The organism is Hydrosulfovibrio ferrireducens, from assembly GCF_046883345.1.
In the GTDB taxonomy this organism is placed as follows: Bacteria; Desulfobacterota; Desulfobulbia; order Desulfobulbales; family Desulfurivibrionaceae; genus Thiovibrio; species Thiovibrio ferrireducens.
Window position 1 is genome coordinate 59,816 of record NZ_JALKCW010000005.1, and the last position, 20,205, is coordinate 80,020.

At 58.4% G+C, this 20,205-nt stretch carries 15 protein-coding genes and 1 pseudogene; 6 read left to right on the forward strand and 10 right to left on the reverse strand.

The features are described 5' to 3' along the window. Positions 1 to 148 precede the first annotated feature (148 nt). The 4 genes from resB to MWR57_RS01270 all read left to right on the forward strand — a co-directional run bounded on the left by resB (position 149) and on the right by MWR57_RS01270 (position 3,236). Positions 149 to 1,504 carry a cytochrome c biogenesis protein ResB gene (gene resB / locus MWR57_RS01255; protein WP_423122968.1) on the forward strand — a complete coding sequence of 452 codons (1,356 nt, stop codon included), beginning with the start codon at positions 149 to 151 and terminating at the stop codon, positions 1,502 to 1,504. Between the two features lie 9 nt (positions 1,505 to 1,513). Continuing rightward, positions 1,514 to 2,350, forward strand: coding sequence for a c-type cytochrome biogenesis protein CcsB (gene ccsB / locus MWR57_RS01260; protein ID WP_423122969.1), 837 nt, complete (start codon positions 1,514 to 1,516; stop codon positions 2,348 to 2,350). A gap of 130 nt (positions 2,351 to 2,480) precedes the next feature. After that, a complete protein-coding gene (locus MWR57_RS01265) occupies positions 2,481 to 2,774 on the forward strand; it encodes a cytochrome c3 family protein (protein ID WP_423122970.1) in 294 nt (97 codons plus the stop codon). Between the two features lie 132 nt (positions 2,775 to 2,906). Further along, positions 2,907 to 3,236 carry a hypothetical protein gene (locus MWR57_RS01270; protein WP_423122971.1) on the forward strand — a complete coding sequence of 110 codons (330 nt, stop codon included), beginning with the start codon at positions 2,907 to 2,909 and terminating at the stop codon, positions 3,234 to 3,236. 173 nt (positions 3,237 to 3,409) lie between these two features. Here MWR57_RS01270 and MWR57_RS01275 read toward each other — a convergent pair whose 3' ends face one another. From MWR57_RS01275 to MWR57_RS01295, 5 genes are all read right to left on the reverse strand, one after another. Then, a complete protein-coding gene (locus MWR57_RS01275; RefSeq protein WP_423122972.1) occupies positions 3,410 to 3,646 on the reverse strand; it encodes a hypothetical protein in 237 nt (78 codons plus the stop codon). 38 nt (positions 3,647 to 3,684) lie between these two features. Further along, positions 3,685 to 4,038: a MerR family transcriptional regulator gene (locus MWR57_RS01280; protein WP_423122973.1), complete on the reverse strand. Its 354-nt coding sequence runs from the start codon at positions 4,036 to 4,038 to the stop codon at positions 3,685 to 3,687. 89 nt (positions 4,039 to 4,127) lie between these two features. Further along, a complete protein-coding gene (gene nrfD / locus MWR57_RS01285) occupies positions 4,128 to 5,312 on the reverse strand; it encodes an NrfD/PsrC family molybdoenzyme membrane anchor subunit (protein ID WP_423122974.1) in 1,185 nt (394 codons plus the stop codon). 1,093 nt (positions 5,313 to 6,405) lie between these two features. Further along, positions 6,406 to 6,834: a cytochrome c3 family protein gene (locus MWR57_RS01290; protein ID WP_423122975.1), complete on the reverse strand. Its 429-nt coding sequence runs from the start codon at positions 6,832 to 6,834 to the stop codon at positions 6,406 to 6,408. A gap of 22 nt (positions 6,835 to 6,856) precedes the next feature. Beyond that, positions 6,857 to 7,612: a 4Fe-4S dicluster domain-containing protein gene (locus MWR57_RS01295; RefSeq protein WP_423122976.1), complete on the reverse strand. Its 756-nt coding sequence runs from the start codon at positions 7,610 to 7,612 to the stop codon at positions 6,857 to 6,859. A 364-nt stretch (positions 7,613 to 7,976) separates the two neighbouring features. Between MWR57_RS01295 and MWR57_RS14415 the strand changes: the two are divergent. Together MWR57_RS14415 and MWR57_RS01300 are read left to right on the forward strand one after the other, a co-directional pair. Beyond that, positions 7,977 to 8,678 (forward strand): annotated as a pseudogene (locus tag MWR57_RS14415) (PAS domain-containing protein); the annotation flags it as partial. After that, positions 8,655 to 10,379, forward strand: a complete 1,725-nt coding sequence (locus tag MWR57_RS01300) for a sigma 54-interacting transcriptional regulator (RefSeq protein ID WP_479723929.1) — start codon at positions 8,655 to 8,657, stop codon at positions 10,377 to 10,379. The pseudogene MWR57_RS14415 and the gene MWR57_RS01300, both read left to right, overlap by 24 nt. Before the next feature lie 187 nt (positions 10,380 to 10,566). On the opposite strand, the gene MWR57_RS01305 is transcribed toward MWR57_RS01300, so the two are convergent. From MWR57_RS01305 to MWR57_RS01325, 5 genes are read right to left on the reverse strand one after another with little or no spacing between them, the layout of a single operon-like run. After that, positions 10,567 to 11,688 carry an ABC transporter permease gene (locus MWR57_RS01305; RefSeq protein ID WP_423122978.1) on the reverse strand — a complete coding sequence of 374 codons (1,122 nt, stop codon included), beginning with the start codon at positions 11,686 to 11,688 and terminating at the stop codon, positions 10,567 to 10,569. Between the two features lie 2 nt (positions 11,689 to 11,690). Continuing rightward, positions 11,691 to 14,474, reverse strand: coding sequence for a ribosome-associated ATPase/putative transporter RbbA (gene rbbA / locus MWR57_RS01310; protein WP_423122979.1), 2,784 nt, complete (start codon positions 14,472 to 14,474; stop codon positions 11,691 to 11,693). Beyond that, the gene (locus tag MWR57_RS01315; protein ID WP_423122980.1) at positions 14,471 to 15,544 is read right to left on the reverse strand and encodes an HlyD family secretion protein; all 1,074 of its coding nucleotides are present in this window, start codon (positions 15,542 to 15,544) and stop codon (positions 14,471 to 14,473) included. The genes rbbA and MWR57_RS01315 overlap by 4 nt, the downstream gene beginning before the upstream one ends. A gap of 49 nt (positions 15,545 to 15,593) precedes the next feature. Further along, positions 15,594 to 17,039 carry an AdeC/AdeK/OprM family multidrug efflux complex outer membrane factor gene (gene adeC / locus MWR57_RS01320; protein WP_423122981.1) on the reverse strand — a complete coding sequence of 482 codons (1,446 nt, stop codon included), beginning with the start codon at positions 17,037 to 17,039 and terminating at the stop codon, positions 15,594 to 15,596. 1 nt (position 17,040) lies between these two features. After that, entirely contained in the window at positions 17,041 to 20,202 is a 3,162-nt protein-coding gene (locus MWR57_RS01325) for an efflux RND transporter permease subunit (protein ID WP_423122982.1), read from the reverse strand. Positions 20,203 to 20,205: the final 3 nt, after the last annotated feature.

Genomic DNA, 20,205 nt, shown 5'->3' on the forward strand with positions numbered 1-20,205 from the left:
TTTGCCGGGAGTTTTTTATTGACAGCCCAAGGCAAACACAGGTAGAGATTACAAACTATAATCTAATTGGTTACACTCCTATTAAAATACAGGGCTGTCCCTCTTTCCCCAGCCCCTCCTCCCCCAAAATCCTCGTCACAAGGCGCATATGAAAAAAACAGAAAACATGGTGTGGCGTTTTTTCGCATCGGTCAGGCTTGCCCTTTTTACCCTGCTGATCCTTGCCACGACCTCCGTAATCGGCACGCTTATTCCCCAAAAAAACCCGCCCGAGTTCTACATCGAGTCTTTTGGCCAACGCACCGCGCAGTTCTTTCAAATGCTCGACGTGCCGGATATGTACAACTCCTGGTGGTTTCTCTCCCTTCTTTTCCTGTTCAGCATCAACCTCATCGTCTGTACCATCGACCGGCTCCCCAACGTCTGGCAGATGGTGGTGCTGAATAATCTGGACACCGACCCCGAACGGCTGGAAAAAATGCCCCACCGCCAGCTTTTCCATGCCTCCGGAAACACCGCCGCCCTGACGGAAACAGCCATTGCCCTTCTGGCCAAGAACGGCTGGAAAGCCGCGCATGAAAATAAACCGGACGGTTCGCTCATCTTTTCTCAGAAAACCCCGTGGAGCCGTCTGGGCGTTTACGCGGTTCACCTGAGCATCCTCGTCATCTTCGCCGGGGCCATCATCGGCTCCCTGCTCGGCTTCAAGGCGGGCGTCATGATTCCGGAGGGAAGCGCCAGCGACACCGTCTACGAAAGCAGAACCGGCAGCCCCATCCCCCTTGGTTTCACCGTGCAGTGCGACGATTTCAATGTCGCGTATTACGCGGACGGGGCAACCCCGAAGGAGTTCCGCTCCATCCTCACCGTACAGGAAAACGGAAAAACCATGATTGACAAGCGTCCCATCATCGTCAACGACCCGTTGGACTACAAGGGAATCACCTTCTACCAGTCAAGCTATGAACCCATGCAGGGGTTCAACGTGGTCATCACCAACACAAACACCAAGGTCAGCCAATCCTTCCAAATTCCCTTCGGTCAGAAAATCAGTTGGGCCGACGGAGGCATCGACTTCGGAATTATCAACCAGGAAGTGCGCAGCCGCATGGGAGATGTCAACCGTCTGAAAGTCTGGTTCTCCGACGGACAAGGAGAACCGAGCATTTTCTGGATGGACAACAGCGCCAGCCAGACCATTACCACCCCGACAGCGACCTATGAATTCGCGGCAAGCCAGGTGTACGCCACCGGCCTACAGGTCGCCAAGGATCCCGGGGTATGGACCGTCTATGCAGGATGCACCCTGATGCTCATTGGCCTCTACGTGGCTTTCTTTCTTTCACACCGAAGGATTTGGGTTTATATTACCAGGGAAGAGAATGGGGACCGCTGCCGAATCCTGGTTTGCGGGGCCAGCAGCAAAAACAAGATCGCCTTTGAAAAAGAATTTGCCGCCCTAGTCCAGGGCTTCACGAACGACTCCTCGTTTCAAAACGCTTAAGGATCCGCCATGAATAGTTCACAACTCCTGGGCATTACAACGTTTGCGTACCTCTTCTCCGCGGTACTGTACATTGCCATCTTGGTCTTCCGGGCCAAAAAGATCGGCCTTTTCGCTACGCTGGTTACCGCCGGGGCGTTCCTGGTCAACACCGCCGGCATTGGCCTGCGCTGGTACGAATCGCACCAGATGGGGATCGGTTACGCGCCCCTTTCCAACATGTATGAGTCCCTGGTCTTTTTTGCCTGGTCCATCGCCCTCGTGTATCTCTTCATGGAAATACGCTACAAAAACCGTGTACTCGGTGCGTTTTCCATGCCCTTTGCCGCTCTGGCCATGATCTTGGCGGGCCTCAAGAACCCGGATATCAAACCGCTCATCCCGGCCTTGCAGAGCAACTGGCTCATCGCCCATGTCATCACTTGCTTTATCGGCTATGCAGCCTTTGCGGTTGCCAGCGGCATGGGGATCATGTACCTGGTTAAGGATCGAAGGACGGACAAGACCGCTGCCCCCCTCATCGCCTCCCTCCCTGAGCTCAAAGTGATCGACGACATCATTCACAAAACCCTGGTATTCGGTTTCTTATGGCTCACCGCAGGTATCATCACCGGCGCCGTCTGGGCGAATTCGGCCTGGGGCACCTACTGGAGCTGGGATCCCAAGGAAACCTGGTCGCTGATTACCTGGTTTGTCTACGCGGCAACCCTCCATGCCCGATTCACCAGGGGATGGGGAGGCCGCCGCATCGCCTGGCTGGCCATCGGCGGCTTTGTCTCGGTGATGTTCACCTACTATGGCGTCAATTTTCTCCTTTCCGGGCTGCACAGTTACGGCGGCAACTGAAGAACCGAAACGCGCATTCCATTCTTCCTGCTTGACAAGGCTCGGCAAGTGGGTTTATAAAACAACATTTGTAATTGAATGGGGATTCATATACCCAATTTATAAACCAACCGTATTAGGGAGAAGTATCATGAAAAAATCCGTTCTCTGTTCCGTAGCCTTCGCGCTGGTCCTGGGCTTTGCAGCCACCTCGGCACTTGCTGCCGACGTTGTCACCTATCCCGCGGCAAAAGCGCCGATGGGCAAAGTCACGTTCAACCACAAGGCTCATCAGACCAAACTTGGCGATTGCGCCAAGTGCCACGAAGGCACCCCGGCAAAAATCGCGATCAACAAAGAAGCTGCGCACGGCAAAGCCTGTCTTGATTGCCACAAAGCGATGAAACAGGGTCCGGCCAAGTGTGCTGAATGCCACAAGAAGTAAGTATTCGCGCGTAGCATGGATACAAAAAGGCTACTCGAATGAGTAGCCTTTTTTATTGTTTTTGCCTTAAACGGCACGGACGTGGTTACGCGGCACCTCTCTTCATCCCCCATACGGTTACCCCCAGCGCCCATGAAACATAGTGCACTTCTCCTCGCAGGCATGCTGCTTCTTCAGAACACGACCGCCCACGGCGGCGCGGTAGACAGCCCGGCAACAAAGGCTGACCATCCCACCGATGCCCCATCGGTTATCGTCCTGAAAAGCGAGTCAGGGAAAAGGCCTGCAATCTTTCCCCACGCCAAGCATCAGACCAAGCACGACTGCGACACCTGTCACAAAAACGAAAACTTCCCAACGAACAAAAATTGGGACCTCAAGACCGGGCATGCCCTCTGCATGGGGTGCCACAAGGCAAAAAACGAAGGCCCGACCAAATGCAATAACGCGTGTCACCAATAAACCAACCGACTGCTTTTTTGGACAAAAAAAGGCTGCTCAACCGAGCAGCCTTTTTTCTTGCCTTCCGCCATTCCTGCAACCAAGGGTCAACCATCAGTTACTTCTCAACGCAACTGGCCGCTCACTCCTGATCACAGAAACCATGCCCAGAGCAACGCTCATCGTTTTCGTCGTTAGCACCTCGCCTCAGGCTCAACCCCGTTACCCTGCTTTGCCAGGGATACCACGCTGCAAACGGCGGCAATGGCGGAAAACGGACCCAAGAGCAGAAACAGGGCAAAGGTCGCAATTCCCCAGAAAACCTCGCTGATCCGGCGAAAAGAATCCCTGGCCGAAACACTTCCTGTCGCTTCATCCGCGCCCAAACCGCCGAGGCTGATCTTATCCAGAAACTGTGTGATGGTGGTCATTGTCGTTCTCCTTGTTAAAAACAAAAGCCGAGTACCGCTCAGGCAGCAACATCTCCCGATCTCTGCTCAACACTGATTTTTCTGGGAACAAGCCCGCTGGACATGAAGGCCGTGCACTGCTTTCTTTTCTCAAAGGGGCAGTCGGCAATGTTCCAGCAGGGGGTGTACTGCAACAACTTTTTTATAGCGGCGATGCTGATGCCATGCTCATGGATCATGTCGCGCAGACATTGGATCCATTTAATGTCATCCATGGTGTAGTAGCGCCACTGCCCGTTGCGCAAAGGCTTGACCAGATTTTCCCTTTCGTAGATCCTCAGGGTCCGCGGGTGCACTTCCAGCATTTTGGCCGCAGTTCCTATGGTGAAGATTGCTTTATTGTCAGATATCATCGTCTCTACTCCGGTTTGAACCTCCCGCGGGCGGGATATCCCGCCCGCGGGAGGTCATTTGTCTTAATTCAGCCTCGCGTGGGCAGTGATCAATGATGACCGCTGGGCCGGAAAGCCTTGCCAAAAAACCGCTCCCCAAGGAGGAACCCGAGACCGACAAGACCGAAACCACCCAGGGCGATCAAAAATTCGGCCACGGAGGGGATATAGGAAAGGTAGGTCGGCAGATCATCGAAGCCGTTATAGATCGGCACGATCTGGCCGGCGACCACGATATCGAAGCGCTGGAAGTACGCACCAACCAACACCATGAGGGCAGCAGCGGACAGAGCCTGCTGGCTCTTCATCCGGGAGAGGGTCAGGATCACGATGGGGGCAAGCATGCCGACCACGGTCTCGAACACCCAAAAATTCATGGCGAGCGGACCCTGGAGCAGGCTCAGGGCGGCAAGACGAACATCTTCCGCGCCACCGGCAAAGGCGGCGATGAACTTCCAGGTGGTGGCGATGGCCAGCAGCACGAGGGTGCTGAACATGACCTTGCCGGCGCCCTGGAGACCTTCGCGGGTGGACTGGCTCATTTCCTCGCCCCGCATCTTATAGGCCCAGTTGCTGAACAGAATGATCGCGGCGGAACCGGTCATAACGGCGGAAGCAAGAAAATAGATGGGCAACTGGGAACCGTACCAGAAAGGCCGTGCGGAAAGGGTCGCGAACACGGCGCCAAGGTTGGTGTTGGCCGCAAGCTCAGCCAGGGCGCCAAGTACGCCAAGGGTAACAGCCAGAGAGTATTTTTTGGTCAGGATCAGGTAAAATTCCACAAACATGAAGCCCACGGCCATGCTGTACAGGGTTCCCATCCACCAGATGTTGGAGGTCAGATTCGGGGAAAGCATGTTGTAGAGGAGCATGCGATGGGGATTCTCAAGCTCAAGGCCGATGATGAGGAACCCGCCGAAGATGACCACGATGGAGAGGTATACCATGCGGTTGGCCAGCGCGGTCAAACGATTGTGCCCGAAGATGTGGCTCAGCACGGCAAGCAGGCAGAGCCCGGTGGAGATGATGGCGAAATACGCGTAATTCGCGATCAGGATGCCCCAAGGCATCTCCCGGGTGTTGGCAAAGGCATGTTCATGCCCGACAACCTGGGCATACAGACCGGCGCCGACACCGACCAGGGCCAGGATCGCGCACAGGATGGTGGCTTTGGTCACGGTCGGGGTAGCGACCTTTTCCTCTGCCACCTCAGCGAGTGAGAATGTGTTCAACATGATTTTTCCTCCCTAAAATTTTTACCTGCAAATTAACAGTTAGTGTAACTCACTCCCGGCCAGGGAGTTATTTCTGCAAACTTCGTTTAATTTTCGCTTTCAGCCTGTACTCAAACAGTTGCTGGTATTTTCTGGAGCAAGGGTTACTTTCCGGGCCGCCACCCGTTGATTGAGGAGTTTCTCCCCTCCAGAACATTTTCCGCCAACTCTCCCTGGCCACCTCCTTTTCTGTGCATTCGCTTGCTCGGCAATGGGCTTTCCCTTACACTGCTCCCATGTCGGTAATATCAAAGAGCAAAGTGCGTGCCACAACAAATCGATCCACCTTCTTTTTTAGGAAAAATTCAGTTTTCCATAGAGAAGCAAGGAGTTAGAGTTTTACAACCACAGATTTCATATCTATCGCGGACATATGCTGTTGCAGGTTATTTAACGTGCAGGGCTATTTTTGATCTGACACCCCGCCCACAATGGACGCAAAACGATCCACCTGCCAAACACAAGGCTCAATCGCCAATAAAACGTAAAAATAACATAACTACAGGGCGATACGACACTCACCCCCCATAGCATGCCGCACTGCCTCCCCAGGAAGCCTCAACGCATGTCTGTTTTTTTGTTTATTAAAATCAAACAGATAGACAAAAAACGGCGCAACATACGCCTCCTCAGCCCCACGCACACGTCGACATGACTCTTCCGGGAGGATCATATCTCGATCATTTCCGAACAAAACGCACTGGAATAGCGCAACGGACAAAAAAGGAAAACAGCGAGAAACCGGCACCTTCACACCCAGGACTCATCTGCGCCTGGACGCAAGGGCGCACAAATCGGCAGGACAGAACAGAAGGCGAGAACTCACCTATTATTTGACAATACGGATTGTAATACGATTGCGAGGGGTCCAGGGATTTCCTGAACCAAGAGCCTGGTGTTGGCAGGTGGGCGAACAACAGTAGAAAGGAGGCAAACAAAAAAAAGCGGAAAGCCCAAGCACCCCCAGACTTTCCGCTTAAAAAACAGGACAGGCATCAACCCCTTTCGTCTGCTCGCTATCGCGGCAAACGAAAGGATTGAAACACCGATAAAATCAATGCTTACCGGTTGCCTTGCCCTGGGGCGCGGGGCCGGTCAGTTTATTGTACCCCTTCACGCCCACATGGCAGGTGGCGCAACGGGTGTTGGAGGCAAAAGCCATCTGCCCGTCATGGCAGGCGCCGCAGTATTTCCCTTTGTACAAGGAAGCCATGGTGAAATCCGCCTTCTCCTCGGCAGCTCCGGCTGCCATCTCAAAGAGTGTGTCATGGCACATATCACAGGAAAGACCGGCGTCCATGGTGTGGGTTTTATGATAAAACACCACGCCCTTCACGGGTTTTGTCCAAATAATGGGCGCCTTCGGCCCATAGGTATCCTCATCGTAGGCTTCCTCGCCAAAGGACTGGCTGGAAAAAACCAGGAGGCCGATCACAGCCGCCAAGCCCACCATATTCATTACGCTCTTATTATTGCGTTTCATTACGGCCCTCTCCGCTGTTTGGTTAATCATTCATGTAGAACACGTTGGGCATGGCGCCGGTTTCAGGACGAAGAACCCAAACAACCTTCTCAGGCGTGTGGATCAGCTTGTACGCCTCACTGTCGTAATTGGTGAGATCCCCGAATACGCGAACTCCAGCCGGACAAGCAGCGGAGCAAGCCGTCGTGCTTTCGCCCTTGGACAGGCGGGTGTCGAAACAAAAATTGCACTTGTCAACGGCCCGGTTCTCTTCCTTGAAATAACGGGCATTGTAAGGACAGGCTGCCATGCAGGTCTTACAGCCGATGCAGCGCTTGTAATCCATCATGACGATACCGTTTTTCTTGTCCTTGTAAGTTGCGGTGGTGGGGCACACCCGGACACAGGGCGGACGATTGCAATGGTTGCAGAGCACCGGCATGAACACCCGCTCTTTCTCTCCCCTGGCAATCTCCCGCTCCTGCTGGAGAATGGTGGTGCGGTAGCCGTAGGAAGGCACGTTATTGGTCTTCACGCAGGCTTCCATACAGCGTTCACAGTCGATGCAGCGGTTCTGCCGCATGACCATGGTGTAATGGGGGCTGTACGGAAAACTTCCGGCGGCGGGCACCGGACCCATGGCGCTCTCGGCCTTCCGCGCGGAGGTCAGGGAAAGCACGGAACCCCCGACAAAAACACCGGTTACCGCCAACCCAAAGCGAAGGAATCGGCGGCGCTCCTCGGAAGGAAGGTTTTCAACCCCCTCATTCTCGAGTTTTTCAAGATCATCTATCTTCATTCTCACGTCTCCTCAGTTATTTCAGAAGGGTGCTCGACCTCTTCCACCCTTCAGGAATCGGATAATCCAGAAGGTATTTAAGCAATTAACGTTTGGTTTAATTGCCAATGGATAAATTCAAGCCATTGTAATTTGACAAACCCGCATGTCAAGATAATTTTCACGCGTTCTGGGCAAACGTCCCATTGTCCCCGCACCCGACCGGACCCTAAATCCGTCAACCTTCTCCCATTTTGAGAAAAACACCTTGCTTCTTGCCTTTCCGCAAGCGCACTTTGTTTTTTTTTGCTATATCCTTTAATAGATTCAAGAATGATTCTTAACAATTATCCATAACCCAAAAGACTCCATTATTTCATAAACCATGGACGCCAAAACCACCCCCCCTTCTTCCCTGGCCGTACAGGAAGCAGTTTTCACCGTCAATGAAAACTGGCAGATCACCTCCTTCAACCACGCAGCGGAAAAACTCATGGGCCTCACCACCGGTGAGACCATCGGCAAGAGCTGCCAGGATGTTTTCAGCGGATCAGGCAAGTTTGAGGCACTGTGCAGTCTGTATGGTCCGCTGGCCTCCGGCCGCGCCATGCATGGGTTGCGGGTCGTGATGCACAAACCGGACAGCAAGGACTCGGTCATCCTCCTGGTCACGGCGATCCCCATTCCCGACAAAGACGGCAAACTCACCGGCGCCATCATCACCCTCCGCGACGCCACCGACCCGGGCCACATCTACCCGCTGGTTTTAAACAGCATCGCCGACGGCGTCTTCACCGTGGACAAACATTTCCGCATCACCTCCTTCAACAAGGCGGCCGAAGAGATTACCGGCTGGACACGCCAGGAAGTGGTAGGCATCTCCTGCAATAAAATCTTCCAGTCCAATATCTGCGGCGCCGACTGCATCCTGGCCCAAAGCGTCAACGAAGGAAAATCCATCGTCAATCGTTCCATCTATATCAAAGGAAAGAATGGCCGGACCATCCCCATCAGCATCAGCGCCTCGCCGCTCATCGACCCGGAAGGCCAGGTCATCGGCGGGGTGGAAACCTTCCGGGACATTACTTCCAGCCTGCAACAGGATCTCATCCTGGACAGCATTGCCGACGGCGTCTTCACCGTGGACCGGAATTGGCATCTGACCTCCTTCAACAAGGCGGCGGAACACATCACCGGCTGGAACAAGGATGAGGTTCTCGGCAAGCCCTGCAGCTCCATTTTCCATTCGAGCATCTGCGGGGATGCCTGCATTCTCGCCCAGAGCGTGGAAAGCGGCCAGCCCATCGGCAACCGCTCCATCTTCATCAAGGGCAAGGACGGGGAGACCATCCCGATCAGCATCAGCGCCGCCCCCCTTACCGACCCGGACGGCGACGTGATCGGCGGGGTGGAAACCTTCCGCGACCTCACCTCGGTCATGACCAAGGATCTCGTCCTGGAAAGCATCGCCGACGGGGTGTTCACTGTAAACCGCAGTTGGAAGATCACCTCCTTCAACCGGGCGGCCGAATTGATTACGGGCTGGAAACGGCAGGATGCCATCGGCAAGTCGTGCAGCGACGTGTTCCACTCCAGCATCTGCGGCGAAAACTGCGCCATCGCCCAAAGCCTTTACAGCGGCAAGCCCGTGGCCAACCGCTCCATCTTTGTCAAGAACATCGACGGCAAGCAGATCCCCTTAAGCATCAGCGCCGCCCCGCTTCTTGACCACGAAGGCAACGTCATCGGCGGGGTGGAAACCTTCCGGGATCTGAGCGTGGTCACGGAACTGCGCAAACAGCTTTCCCGGCGCTATACCTTCGGCGAGATCCTGAGCAAGAGTGCCTCCATGCAGCGGATCTTCAGCATCCTGCCCGAGATCGCCCACAGCGAAAGCAATGTCCTGGTGCTCGGCGAATCGGGCACCGGTAAAGAGCTGGTGGCCCGCGCCATCCACACCTCGAGCCGGCGCAACAAAGGCCCATTCATGGCGGTCAACTGCGGCGCCCTGCCGGAAACCCTGCTTGAGTCCGAGCTTTTCGGCTACAAGGCCGGCGCCTTCACCGACGCCAAGCACGACCGGCCGGGCCGCTTTGCCAGCGCCGAAAAAGGCACCCTGTTCCTCGATGAAATCGGGGATATTCCCGCCTCCCTCCAGGTCAAGCTCCTGCGGGTTCTCCAGGAAAAGGTGTACGAACCCCTTGGTTCCAACAAACCGGTCAAGGCCGACGTGCGGATCATCGCCGCCACCAATCGCAACCTGCAGCAGCTTGTCCAGGAAGGCATCTTCCGGGAAGATCTCTTCTATCGCCTGAACGTGGTGAAGATCCTCCTCCCCCCCCTGCGGGAGCGCATGGAAGACGTGCCCATGCTCGCCGAACATTTCATCAAACAATTCAGCAATCAGCAGGGCAAGGATATCGTCGGGATTTCCGATGAAGCCTTAGGCATTCTCATGCGCTACGGCTTCCCCGGCAATATCCGCGAGCTGGAAAACATCATCGAGTACTCCTTCATCCTCTGCCATGGAGGGTTCATCCGGCCGGAACATCTCCCCGAACCGTTTGCCCCCAAAAGCCAGGAAAGTCCGCACTCCGGCCCCATCCCGCTCCACAAGCCCCTTCCCCTCGAGGAGATCGAGAAACAGGCGATCTTTCAATCCCTGGAACGGAACCACTGGCGGCGGATGAACACCTGCCGGGAGCTGGGCATCTCCAAGGACACCCTACGCCGGAAGATCGAGCGGTATGGACTGAAGAATCCCTTTGGCGAGGACCTTGGCGACTGAACGCTCCCTTGCGCCGCCACGGTTTTCGGCAAGACATGGGTGAAGGGGGTTCGAGGGTTCGCCGGACACCATGCTCCACCGCTACGCAGGTTCCCCCGCACATCGCGTCCACCCATAGGCCGACGATTCCCGCTTAATTCCCGCTTGAGACTTTTTCACACGGCCCGCAGCCGTGGGCTTGGCCTTTTTACCCCAAGATCCCGATGGTTTTGCGAAAGCGGACCAGCGTGATGCCGAAAAAAACCGCCCCGATCACAACGAGAATGGCGCACTGCGGCCACACCACATCGAGGCCTGCCCCCCGATAGAGAATCGCCTGGGCCAATGAGACAAAATGGGTGGTCGGCGCTATCTGCATTATCACTTGAATCCAATCAGGCATGCTTTCGCGCGGGGTGACGCCGCCGGAGAGCATCTCCAGCGGCATCAGGATAAGCATTAACAGCAGCCCGAACTGCGGCATCGAGCGCGCGATGGTGCCCATGAAAATACCCATGGAAGTCGTGGCGAACAGATGCAGCGCGGTGCCGGCCAAAAACAGCACGAGCGAACCTTCAATGGGCACCGACAAAAGCCCCTGTACCACAAACACCAGGGCGAAAGCGCAGGCAACAAGCACCACCAGCCCCATGGCCCAGACCTTGCTCGTCATGATCTCACAGGGCGTCACCGGCATGACCAGCAGATGTTCGATGGTGCCGTGCTCCCGCTCACGGATCAAAGCGGCGCCGGTGAGCACGATGGAGAGCATGGTGACGTTGTTGATGACTTCCATCACCGCCCCGAACCAGGCCTGGGTCAGGGAAGGGTTGAAGCGCGCCCTCAAGGCCAAATCCACCGGCGGCGCCGCAACCCCGCGGTAACGCTGGACGAACTCGGTTACCTCGCTGGTGATCATGGTCTGGATATAGCCACTGCCGGTAAAAGCCTGGCTCATGCGGGTCGCATCGACATTGAGCTGAATCGTCGGTTGCCGCCCAGCCAGCAGATCGCGCTGAAACTCCGGGGGGATGTTCAAGGCGAAGGTATCGAGGCCAGCATCCATCCTGGCATCCATCTCGGCCTGGGTGATCATCACCGGCGAGAGAAAATGGGGGAGATAAAAGGCGTCAACGATCCGCGCCGACAGCGGCGACCGGTCTTCGTCCACGATGGAGATCGGCGCCTTGTTGAGGGTTTCCGGCATTGCCGTGGCGGCCGAGTAAATCGCCGCCGTAAAGGCAAAAAGGATCAACCCCAGCATGATCGGGTCTCGGGCCAGGCTGCGCAATTCCTTGATACCCAGATGGCGAATGGTGGCGAAACGCATGTTCAGGCCTCCTGTTTTCGCAGCAACAGCGCGCATAGCCCGATCAGCACGGGAACGGCCAGGATGAGCGGCAGGAAGGATGCCTGGAGGTCCGCAAAACCAAGCCCCTTGGAAAAGGTGCCGCGGGCAATAACCAGGAAATACGTGGTGGGGTAGATGGCGCCGATCATTCTGCCCACCCCCTCCAGTGAGGAGACCGGGTCGGTCATGCCGGAGAACTGTACGGCAGGCAGAATGGTGAGCACTGCCGTGCCGAAGATTGCCGCAATCTGGCTGCGCACAAAGGTGGAGAACAGCAACCCCATGGCGGTGGCGGAGATGACATACAGCAGTGCCGCCGTTGATAAGGCAAGAAAGCTCCCCCGCATCGGCACGCCGAAAACAGTCACCGCAAGCAAGGCCATGAGCAAAAAATTCACCATTGCCAGCCCGATGTAGGGCAGTTGCTTGCCGAGCAGAAACTCAAGCCGGGTAACCGGCGTGACATAGAGGTTGACGATGGAGCCGAGCTCTTTTTCCCGCACCACGCTGAGCGCGGTGAGCATCGCCGGAATCATCATCAGCAGCAGGGGAATCACCGCCGGCACCATCGCCACCAGGCTTTTGACATCGGGGTTGTAGCGAAACCGGGTTTCGATGTTGACCAGCCCAACGGAGCGGGATTGGCCAAGCTTGCGCGCGGCCAGGTCGGCCAGCCAGTGGGCATGCATCCCGCTCACATAGCCCTGAATGGTTTCGGCCCGCTGCGGCATGGCCCCGTCGATCCAGGCCCCGATCGCCACCGGAGTGGAGCGGTCCAGATCGCGGGCAAATCCCGGAGGTATCTCCAGGGCCAGGCTGATCTCGCCGGCCCGCATGCGCCGGTCCAGATCGGCGTAATCGACAATTGGCGCATGCTCGATGAAATAACTCGAACCGGCAAGATTGCGCGCATAATCACGGCTGGCCGAGGTCTGGTCGCGATCGAGTACGGCAAAGGCCAGATCCTCCACATCCATGGTGATGCCGTACCCCATGATCAGCATCAGAATGACGCTGCCGAGCAGCGCCAAGGTGGCCCGGATCGGATCCCGGCGGAGTTCCATCCCCTCACGCCGGCTGTAGCTGAACAGGCGGCGGAGGCTGAAGCCGATTTTTTTATTGGGGGTGGTTATGCCGCGGGACGGCGGCACGGAAGGGGCCATGGCCGCGGTTGTCGGCGGTTCAGGAGTCTTTCTTTCCGGCGCCGCATCTTCCAGATACCCGATAAATGCCTCTTCCAGCGTTGATGTCCCACGTTGTTGCATGAGCGCGGCGGGCGTATCGCTGACCAGCACCTGCCCGGCATGCATCAGCGAGATGCGGTCGCAGCGTTCGGCTTCGTTCATGAAATGGGTGGAGATGAAGATGGTGACCCGGTCGCGGCGGGCAAGATCGATCAACATTTGCCAGAAACCATCCCGGGCGATGGGGTCAACCCCAGAGGTGGGTTCATCGAGGATCAGCATCTCCGGGCGATGGATCATCGCCACCGCCAGGGAGAGCCGCTGGCGTTGCCCCAGGGGGAGACTGCCGGGCAGCGCGGCCATGACCCCGGACAGGCCGAAACGGCTGGCCATTTCATCCACGCGTCCGGAAATCTGCTCCGCGGGGACACTGAAAAGCCGGGCGTGCAGGGTCAGATTCTGTTCCACGCTCAGTTCGGAATAGAGCGAGAAGGATTGGGTCATGTACCCGACCCGCCGCCGGGTTTCAAGATCCTTGGGGTTTACCGCCTGGCCGAACAGCCACGCCTCTCCCGCGCTGGCCGTCAGCAGGCCGGTCAGCATCTTCATGGTCGTAGTCTTGCCGCAGCCGTTGGAACCCAAGAAACCGAAGATCTCGCCGCGGGCGATGCGAAAACTCACCCGGTCCACCGCGGTGAAGTCGCCGAAACGCATGGTCAGCTCCTTTGCCTCGATCGCTATCTCGTCGCCATCGGTGGCGCGGGGTGGAATCCGCACCGCCCGGTGATCGGCGCGCTTTTCTTCTGGCAGCAGGGAGATGAAGGCGGACTCCAGTGTCTCGCTGGCCGTGCGGTCAAGCAGTTGCCGAGGAGTGCCACAAGTCAGCACCCGCCCGCCATCCATGGCCACCAGCCAGTCGAAGCGGGCAGCCTCTTCCATGTAGGCGGTGGCCACCAGCACACTCATCCCGGGTTGCCCGGCGCGGATGCGGTCGATCAGCTCCCAGAACTGGCGGCGCGAAAGCGGATCAACCCCGGTGGTGGGTTCATCGAGGATCAACAGATCGGGATCGTGGATAAGCGCGCAGCAGAGTCCGAGTTTTTGTTTCATGCCCCCGGAAAGCTTACCCGCCGGGCGATCCCGGAAAGGCGAGAGTCCGGTGCTTGCCAGCAGGTCGTGGATACGGCGGTGGCGTTCGCCGCTGTCCTGGGCGAACAAGCGGCCGAAGAAATCGATATTTTCAAATACCGACAGCGTGGCGTAGAGATTCTTGCCCAACCCTTGCGGCATATAGGCAATGCGCGGGCAGACAATCTTCCGGTGGTGCGCTTCAGCCATGTCGCCGGCCAGCACCTCGATCCGGCCGGTCTGGATGACGCGGGCGCCGGCGATCAGCGAAAACAGGCTGGATTTGCCGACCCCGTCCGGTCCGATCAAGCCGACCATTTGCCCTGTCGGCAGATCCAGGGTGACCCGGTCCAAGGCAAGCGTCTTGCCGTAACGCAAGCTGACATCGGTTACCCTCACGACCGGCGCGATTCCTGCCGCAACAGAGGAAGGAGTCGCCAGGTCGCCGGTCATTGCGGCAGCCTCACCTGCAGAGCGGCCGGCCATTCACGCTGCGGATCGAGCCGCACATAGGCCATGCCCGGCAACCCGGTCTTGACATGATGAATATGTTTCTTGAGCAGCTCCGGAGCGATTTGCGCCTTGACCCGGAACATCAGCTTCTGGCGTTCGCTGGCGGTTTCCACGGTTTTGGGGGTGAATTGGGCCACGTCGGCGACAAAGGAAATCGTCGCAGGGATGACGTACTCCGGCGCGGCATCGAGCACCAGCCGCGCCTCCGAGCCGATCGCCACCCGGCCCGCAATGGCAGATGGCAGAAAGAAGGTCATGTACACATCGCTCAGATCGAGCAGATTGAGAATCTTGCCGCCACCGGCAACCACCTCGCCGGGCTGGGCAATGCGATACTGCACGCGGCCGTCACGGGTCGCCTTCAAGGCGCTGTCGTCGAGGTCTGCCTGGAGCCGCTCTAGCGTGGCCCGCGATGCCTCGACAACCGAACGCGCTTCAACCTCCTGGGATTGTGCCGTGGCAATCGCGGCTTCCGCCGCTGCTATCTGCGCGTTGGCCGCACGGATTGCCGCTTGGCTGCTCAAGGCCTGGGCGCGGTCGTCGTCCAGTTCCTGGGTAGCGATGGCCCCGATGCCGGCCAGGGATTCCGAACGCGATAGACGTTTTAAAGCCGCATCATATTCGGCCTCGCGTTCTGCGAGCAGCGCCATGGCCGCGGCTCTCTCACTCCGGCGCTGCACCACTTGGCTTTGCACGGTTTGCACACCGCTTTCCGCCTTGCGCAGATATGCTTCCGCCTCACGATGCTGGGCAGCGAGCGTCTCGGTATCCATGCGCGCAACAATCTGCCCGGCAGTGACGAAGTCGCCTTCCTTCACCAGGATGGCCTTGATCCGCCCCGCCGTCTTGGCGGCGATGTCGATTTCAACCGCCTCGATGCGGCCATTGCCGCTGGCAAGCCCGATTTCCCGATCCTTGCTGGCAAACATTCGCCAGCCGAGGCCTCCCAGAACAGCCAGAAGCAGGAACCCGGCAACCGCGATCAGCCATCTTCTCTGTTGCCCTGCCATAGCAATGCTCCTTTTCCGGCCGTGGTTTATTCTTCACCTCGGCCGCTGCTCACGGAATGTATGGCGCAGACGCGACTTCCCCCCCGCCACCGAGCACTTTGTATAATGTTACCATATTCAGCAGCCGGATCAAACGAGTGGCGATCAGCTCCTGCTGTGCGCCATACAGCGAGCGCTGGGAATCGAGCACGGCCAGATAGCTGTCAACCCCTTTTTCATAGCGGGCTTGGGAGAGACGGTGACTTGTGGCGGTGGCGTCGGTGAGGGACTGCTGCGCCGTCAGTTGCTCATCGATGGTTCCCCGCTGGGCAAGGGCGTCGGCCACTTCCCGGAAGGCGGTCTGAATCGCCTTTTCGTACTGGGCAACGGCGATATCCCGGTCCACCTCCGCCACCTTCAAGCTGGCCCAGCGTGAGCCCGCATCAAAAATCGGCAAAACGATGTTCGGAGCAAAGGCCCAGGCGCCGGAACCTGAGCTAAAGAGGGTGGCGAGTTCGTCGCTGCCCACGCCGACGGAGCCGACCAGGGTGATGCGCGGAAAAAACGCGGCCCGGGCCGCGCCGATGTTGGCGTTGTATCCCTTGAGCAGGTTCTCGGCCGCCAGAACATCGGGGCGACGGAGCAGCACCTCGGAGGGCAGGCCGGGCGCGATATCCTGCACAGCGGTGAGGTTTTCGGAAAGCGCCTTCGGAAGCAACTCGGCAGGAACCGGAGCGCCGACCACCACGTTGAGCCCGTTTTCATCCTGGGCCACCAGGGTCGTATAGCGGGCAACATCCGTCCGCGCCGCATCGACTCTGGTTTGCGCCTGCCGCAGATCCAGCTCGGAGGCGGCCCCCACCTCAAAGCGGCGCTGAATCAGTTGGTGGGTGGCCTGCTGGGTTGTGAGGGTTTCCCGGGCCAATTGCAACCGCTCGCGGTCGGCGGCCAGGCTCAGGTAGTTGGCAGCCACCTCGGCCACCAGGCTGATCTGCACCGTGCGGCGCGCTTGCTCGGTGGCGAGATGGTGCTCCAATGCCCGGTCTTTCAAACTTTGCACCCGACCAAACAGATCAAGCTCATAGGCGCTGACCCCGAGGCCGGCGCTGTACTGCTCGACGGTTTCCGCCTGGCCGGTGGAGGAAAGTGTTTTCGGAATGCGCTGTTTGCTGCCGGCGCCGGTGGCATCGATCTGCGGCAGCAGCTCGGCACGCTGGATCCGGTACTGGGCCCGTGAGCGCTCGATGTTGAGGGCGGCGATGCGCAGGTCGCGGTTATTCGTAAGGGCCAGGGCGATCAGCTTTTGCAGTTGCGCATCGACAAAGAACTCCTGCCAGGCAAGACCGGCCGCTTCCTGGTCGGCTTGGTTGCCACTTGGCTCTTGATACGCCTGCCCGCTCGGCCAGGCAGCCGGCACCGGCGGTTCCGGTCGGGCATACCTGGGGGCCATGGTGCAGCCGCCCAGGCACAGCAATGCGGCCAAAGGCAGACACAGGGCTGTGCTCTTCGCTTTCATCTCACTGCACCTCCGCAACGTTGGGATCAGCCGGGGATTGTGGCGCCGGCTGCTTTTTTGCAAAGCGCCGGGAAACCAGGACAAAGAAAAACGGGATGAAGATCAGGTCGATGAAGGTGGCCGAGAGCAAGCCGCCGGTGACCGCGGTGCCGATGGCGTTCTGGGCCGCGGCGCCCGCCCCGCGGGTCAAAGCCATCGGCAAGGTGCCGAAGAAAAAGGCCAGCGAGGTCATGATGACCGGACGCAGCCGGGTCTTCACCGCCGCCAGGGTGGCCGCAACCAGCTCTTGCCCCTCCTGCATCTGCGCCTTGATGAATTGGATGATCAGGATGGCATTCTTCGTGGAAAGCCCCACCGTGGTCAAGAGACCGATTTGAAGATAGACATCGTTGGGCAGGACGCGCATGGTGACCGCGGCAACCGCACCCACCAGCCCCAGCGGCAGCATCAACAGGTTGACAAAGGGGATGGTCCAGCTCTCGTACAGCGCCGCCACGGCCAGAAACACCACCAACAGCGAGATGGCGTAGAGGGCCGGCGCCTGTTTGCCTGCCTGTTTCTCCTCATAGGAGAGGCCGCTCCATTCGAAACCGAATCCGGGCGGCAGCTCGGCGGCCATCCTTTCCATCTCGGCCATCGCCTCGCCGGTGCTGATCCCAGGGGCCGCCTGCCCCATGACCTGCACGGAGGGAATACCGTTATAGCGTTCCAACCGGGGAGAGCCATACTGCCAATGGGCGGTGGCAAAGGCCGAAAACGGCACCATCTCGCCCTTGGCATTGCGGACATACCAGCGGTTGATATCCTCCGGCAGCATCCGGTATTTGGCCTCGGCCTGGAGATAGACCTTCTTGACCCGGCCGTTCTGGATGAAGTCGTTGATGTAGGAACTGCTCCAGGCGGTGCTCAGCACCGTATTGATGTCGTCCGGGGAGAGCCCCAGGGCTCCGGCCCGCACGTCATCGATGTCGAGCTTGAACTGGGGGGCATCGTCCTGGCCGTTGGGACGGACGGCGATCAGCTTGGAGTTGTTCTTGGCCATGCCCAACAATTGGCTGCGCGCCTCCATCAGCTTGTCGTGTCCCAGGCCGCCGCGATCCTGGAGCTGAAAATCAAAGCCATTGGCCTGCCCCAACTCGATCACCGCCGGGGGAGAGAAGGCAAAGGCCAAACCGTCACGAAACTGCGAGAAGGCCTGCATGGCCCGCCCGGCCACGGCGACGGCCTTCAACTCCTTGGATTTGCGCAGATCCCAGTCCTTGAGCCGCACAAAGGCGAGCCCCATGTTCTGGCCACGCCCCGCGAAACTGAAGCCGGCGATGGTGATAATGGCCTCCACCGACTTGGCCTCCCGCTCCAGGAAATGCTGCTCCAGTTGCTCGATGAGCTTCAGGGTCCGCTCCTGGGTAGCGCCGGCCGGCAACTGCACCTGGCAGATAATAAAGCCCTGATCCTCGTCCGGCAGAAAGGCGGTGGGCAGACGCAGAAAAAGGAAGGCCATGACCACGACAATGAGCCCGTAAACCACCAGATAACGGACCGGTTTGGCAAAGGAGCGGCTCACCAGCCGTTCGTACTGATCCCGGCGGCGATCGAACCACTTGTTGAACCAGCGGAAGAAAGGGCAATACCAGCCGCTCTCACAGGCCTCATGTCCCTTGGGCACGGGTTTTAGCAGGGTGGCGCAGAGGGCCGGAGTGAGGATCATTGCCACCAGCACCGACAGGATCATCGAGGATATGATGGTGATGGAGAATTGGCGGTAAATAACCCCGGTGGAGCCGCCGAAGAAGGCCATGGGCAGAAAGACCGCGGTGAGCACGGTGGCGATGCCCCAGAGGGCGCTGGTGATCTGGCCCATGGACTTGATGGTGGCCTCCCGCGGCGAGAGCCCCTCCTCGGACATGATCCGCTCCACGTTCTCCACCACCACGATGGCATCGTCCACCAGCAACCCGATGGCGATGACCAGGGCGAACATGGTCAGGGTATTGATGGAAAAGCCGCTGGCCGACAGCACCCCGAAGGTGCCGAGCAGAACCACCGGCACCGCGATGGTGGGGATCAGGGTGGCCCGGAAATTCTGCAGGAAGAGGAACATGATGATAAAGACCAGGCAGACCGCCTCAAGCAAGGTCTGGACCACCTCTTCCATGGAGATCTTGACAAAGGGGGTGGTGTCGTAGGGATAGACCACCTTCATGCCGGGGGGGAAATATTTTTCCAGTTCCGCCATCTTGGCCTTGACCCGATCGCCGGTATCCAGGGCATTGGCGCCGGCAGCGAGCCGGATCGCCATGCCGCCCATGGGTTTGCCCTTGTAGCGCGACTGAATATCGTAGCTTTCGGTGCCGATCCTGCTTTCCGCGACATCCTTGAGTCTGACCGTGGAGCCGTCAGGGTTGGTGCGCAGGATGATGGCGTCGAACTGCTCCGGAGTCTGCAGCAGGGTGCGGGCGGTGATGGTGGCGTTGAGTTGCTGCCCGGCCACCGCCGGAGTGCCGCCGAACTGACCGGCCGAAACTTGCGCGTTCTGGGCCTGCAGCGCCTCGATCACATCGTTGGTGGTCAGGCGAAAATTGTTCAGCTTGGCAGGGTTCAGCCAGATCCGCATGGCGTTCTGGAAGCCGAACAACTGCAATTCCCCTACCCCCTCCAGACGGCTGACGATGTCCTGGACGTTGGAAACCATATAGTCGGCTAGGTCGTTACGGTCCATGGAACCGTCTTCCGAAACCAACCCGATGATGAGCAGGAAGTTCTTGGTGGATTTGACCACCGAGATCCCCTGGCGCTGCACGATCTGGGGCAAGAGCGGCGTGGCAAGCTGCAGCTTGTTCTGCACCTGAACCTGGGCGATGTTCGGGTCGGTGCCGGCCTTGAAGGTCAGGTTGATGGCCACCGTCCCGGATGAATCGCTGGTGGAGGACATATAGATCAGGTTGTCGATGCCGTTGAGCTTCTGCTCGATGACCTGGGTGACGGTATCCTGCACGGTCTGAGCCGAGGCGCCCGGATACCTGGCATTGATGGTGATCTGGGGCGGGGCGATGGGCGGATACTGGGAGACCGGCAGGGTCTTGATCGCCAGCAACCCGGCCAGCATCACCATGATGGCGATGACCCAGGCAAAGATCGGGCGGTTGATGAAAAAACGAGGCATGGA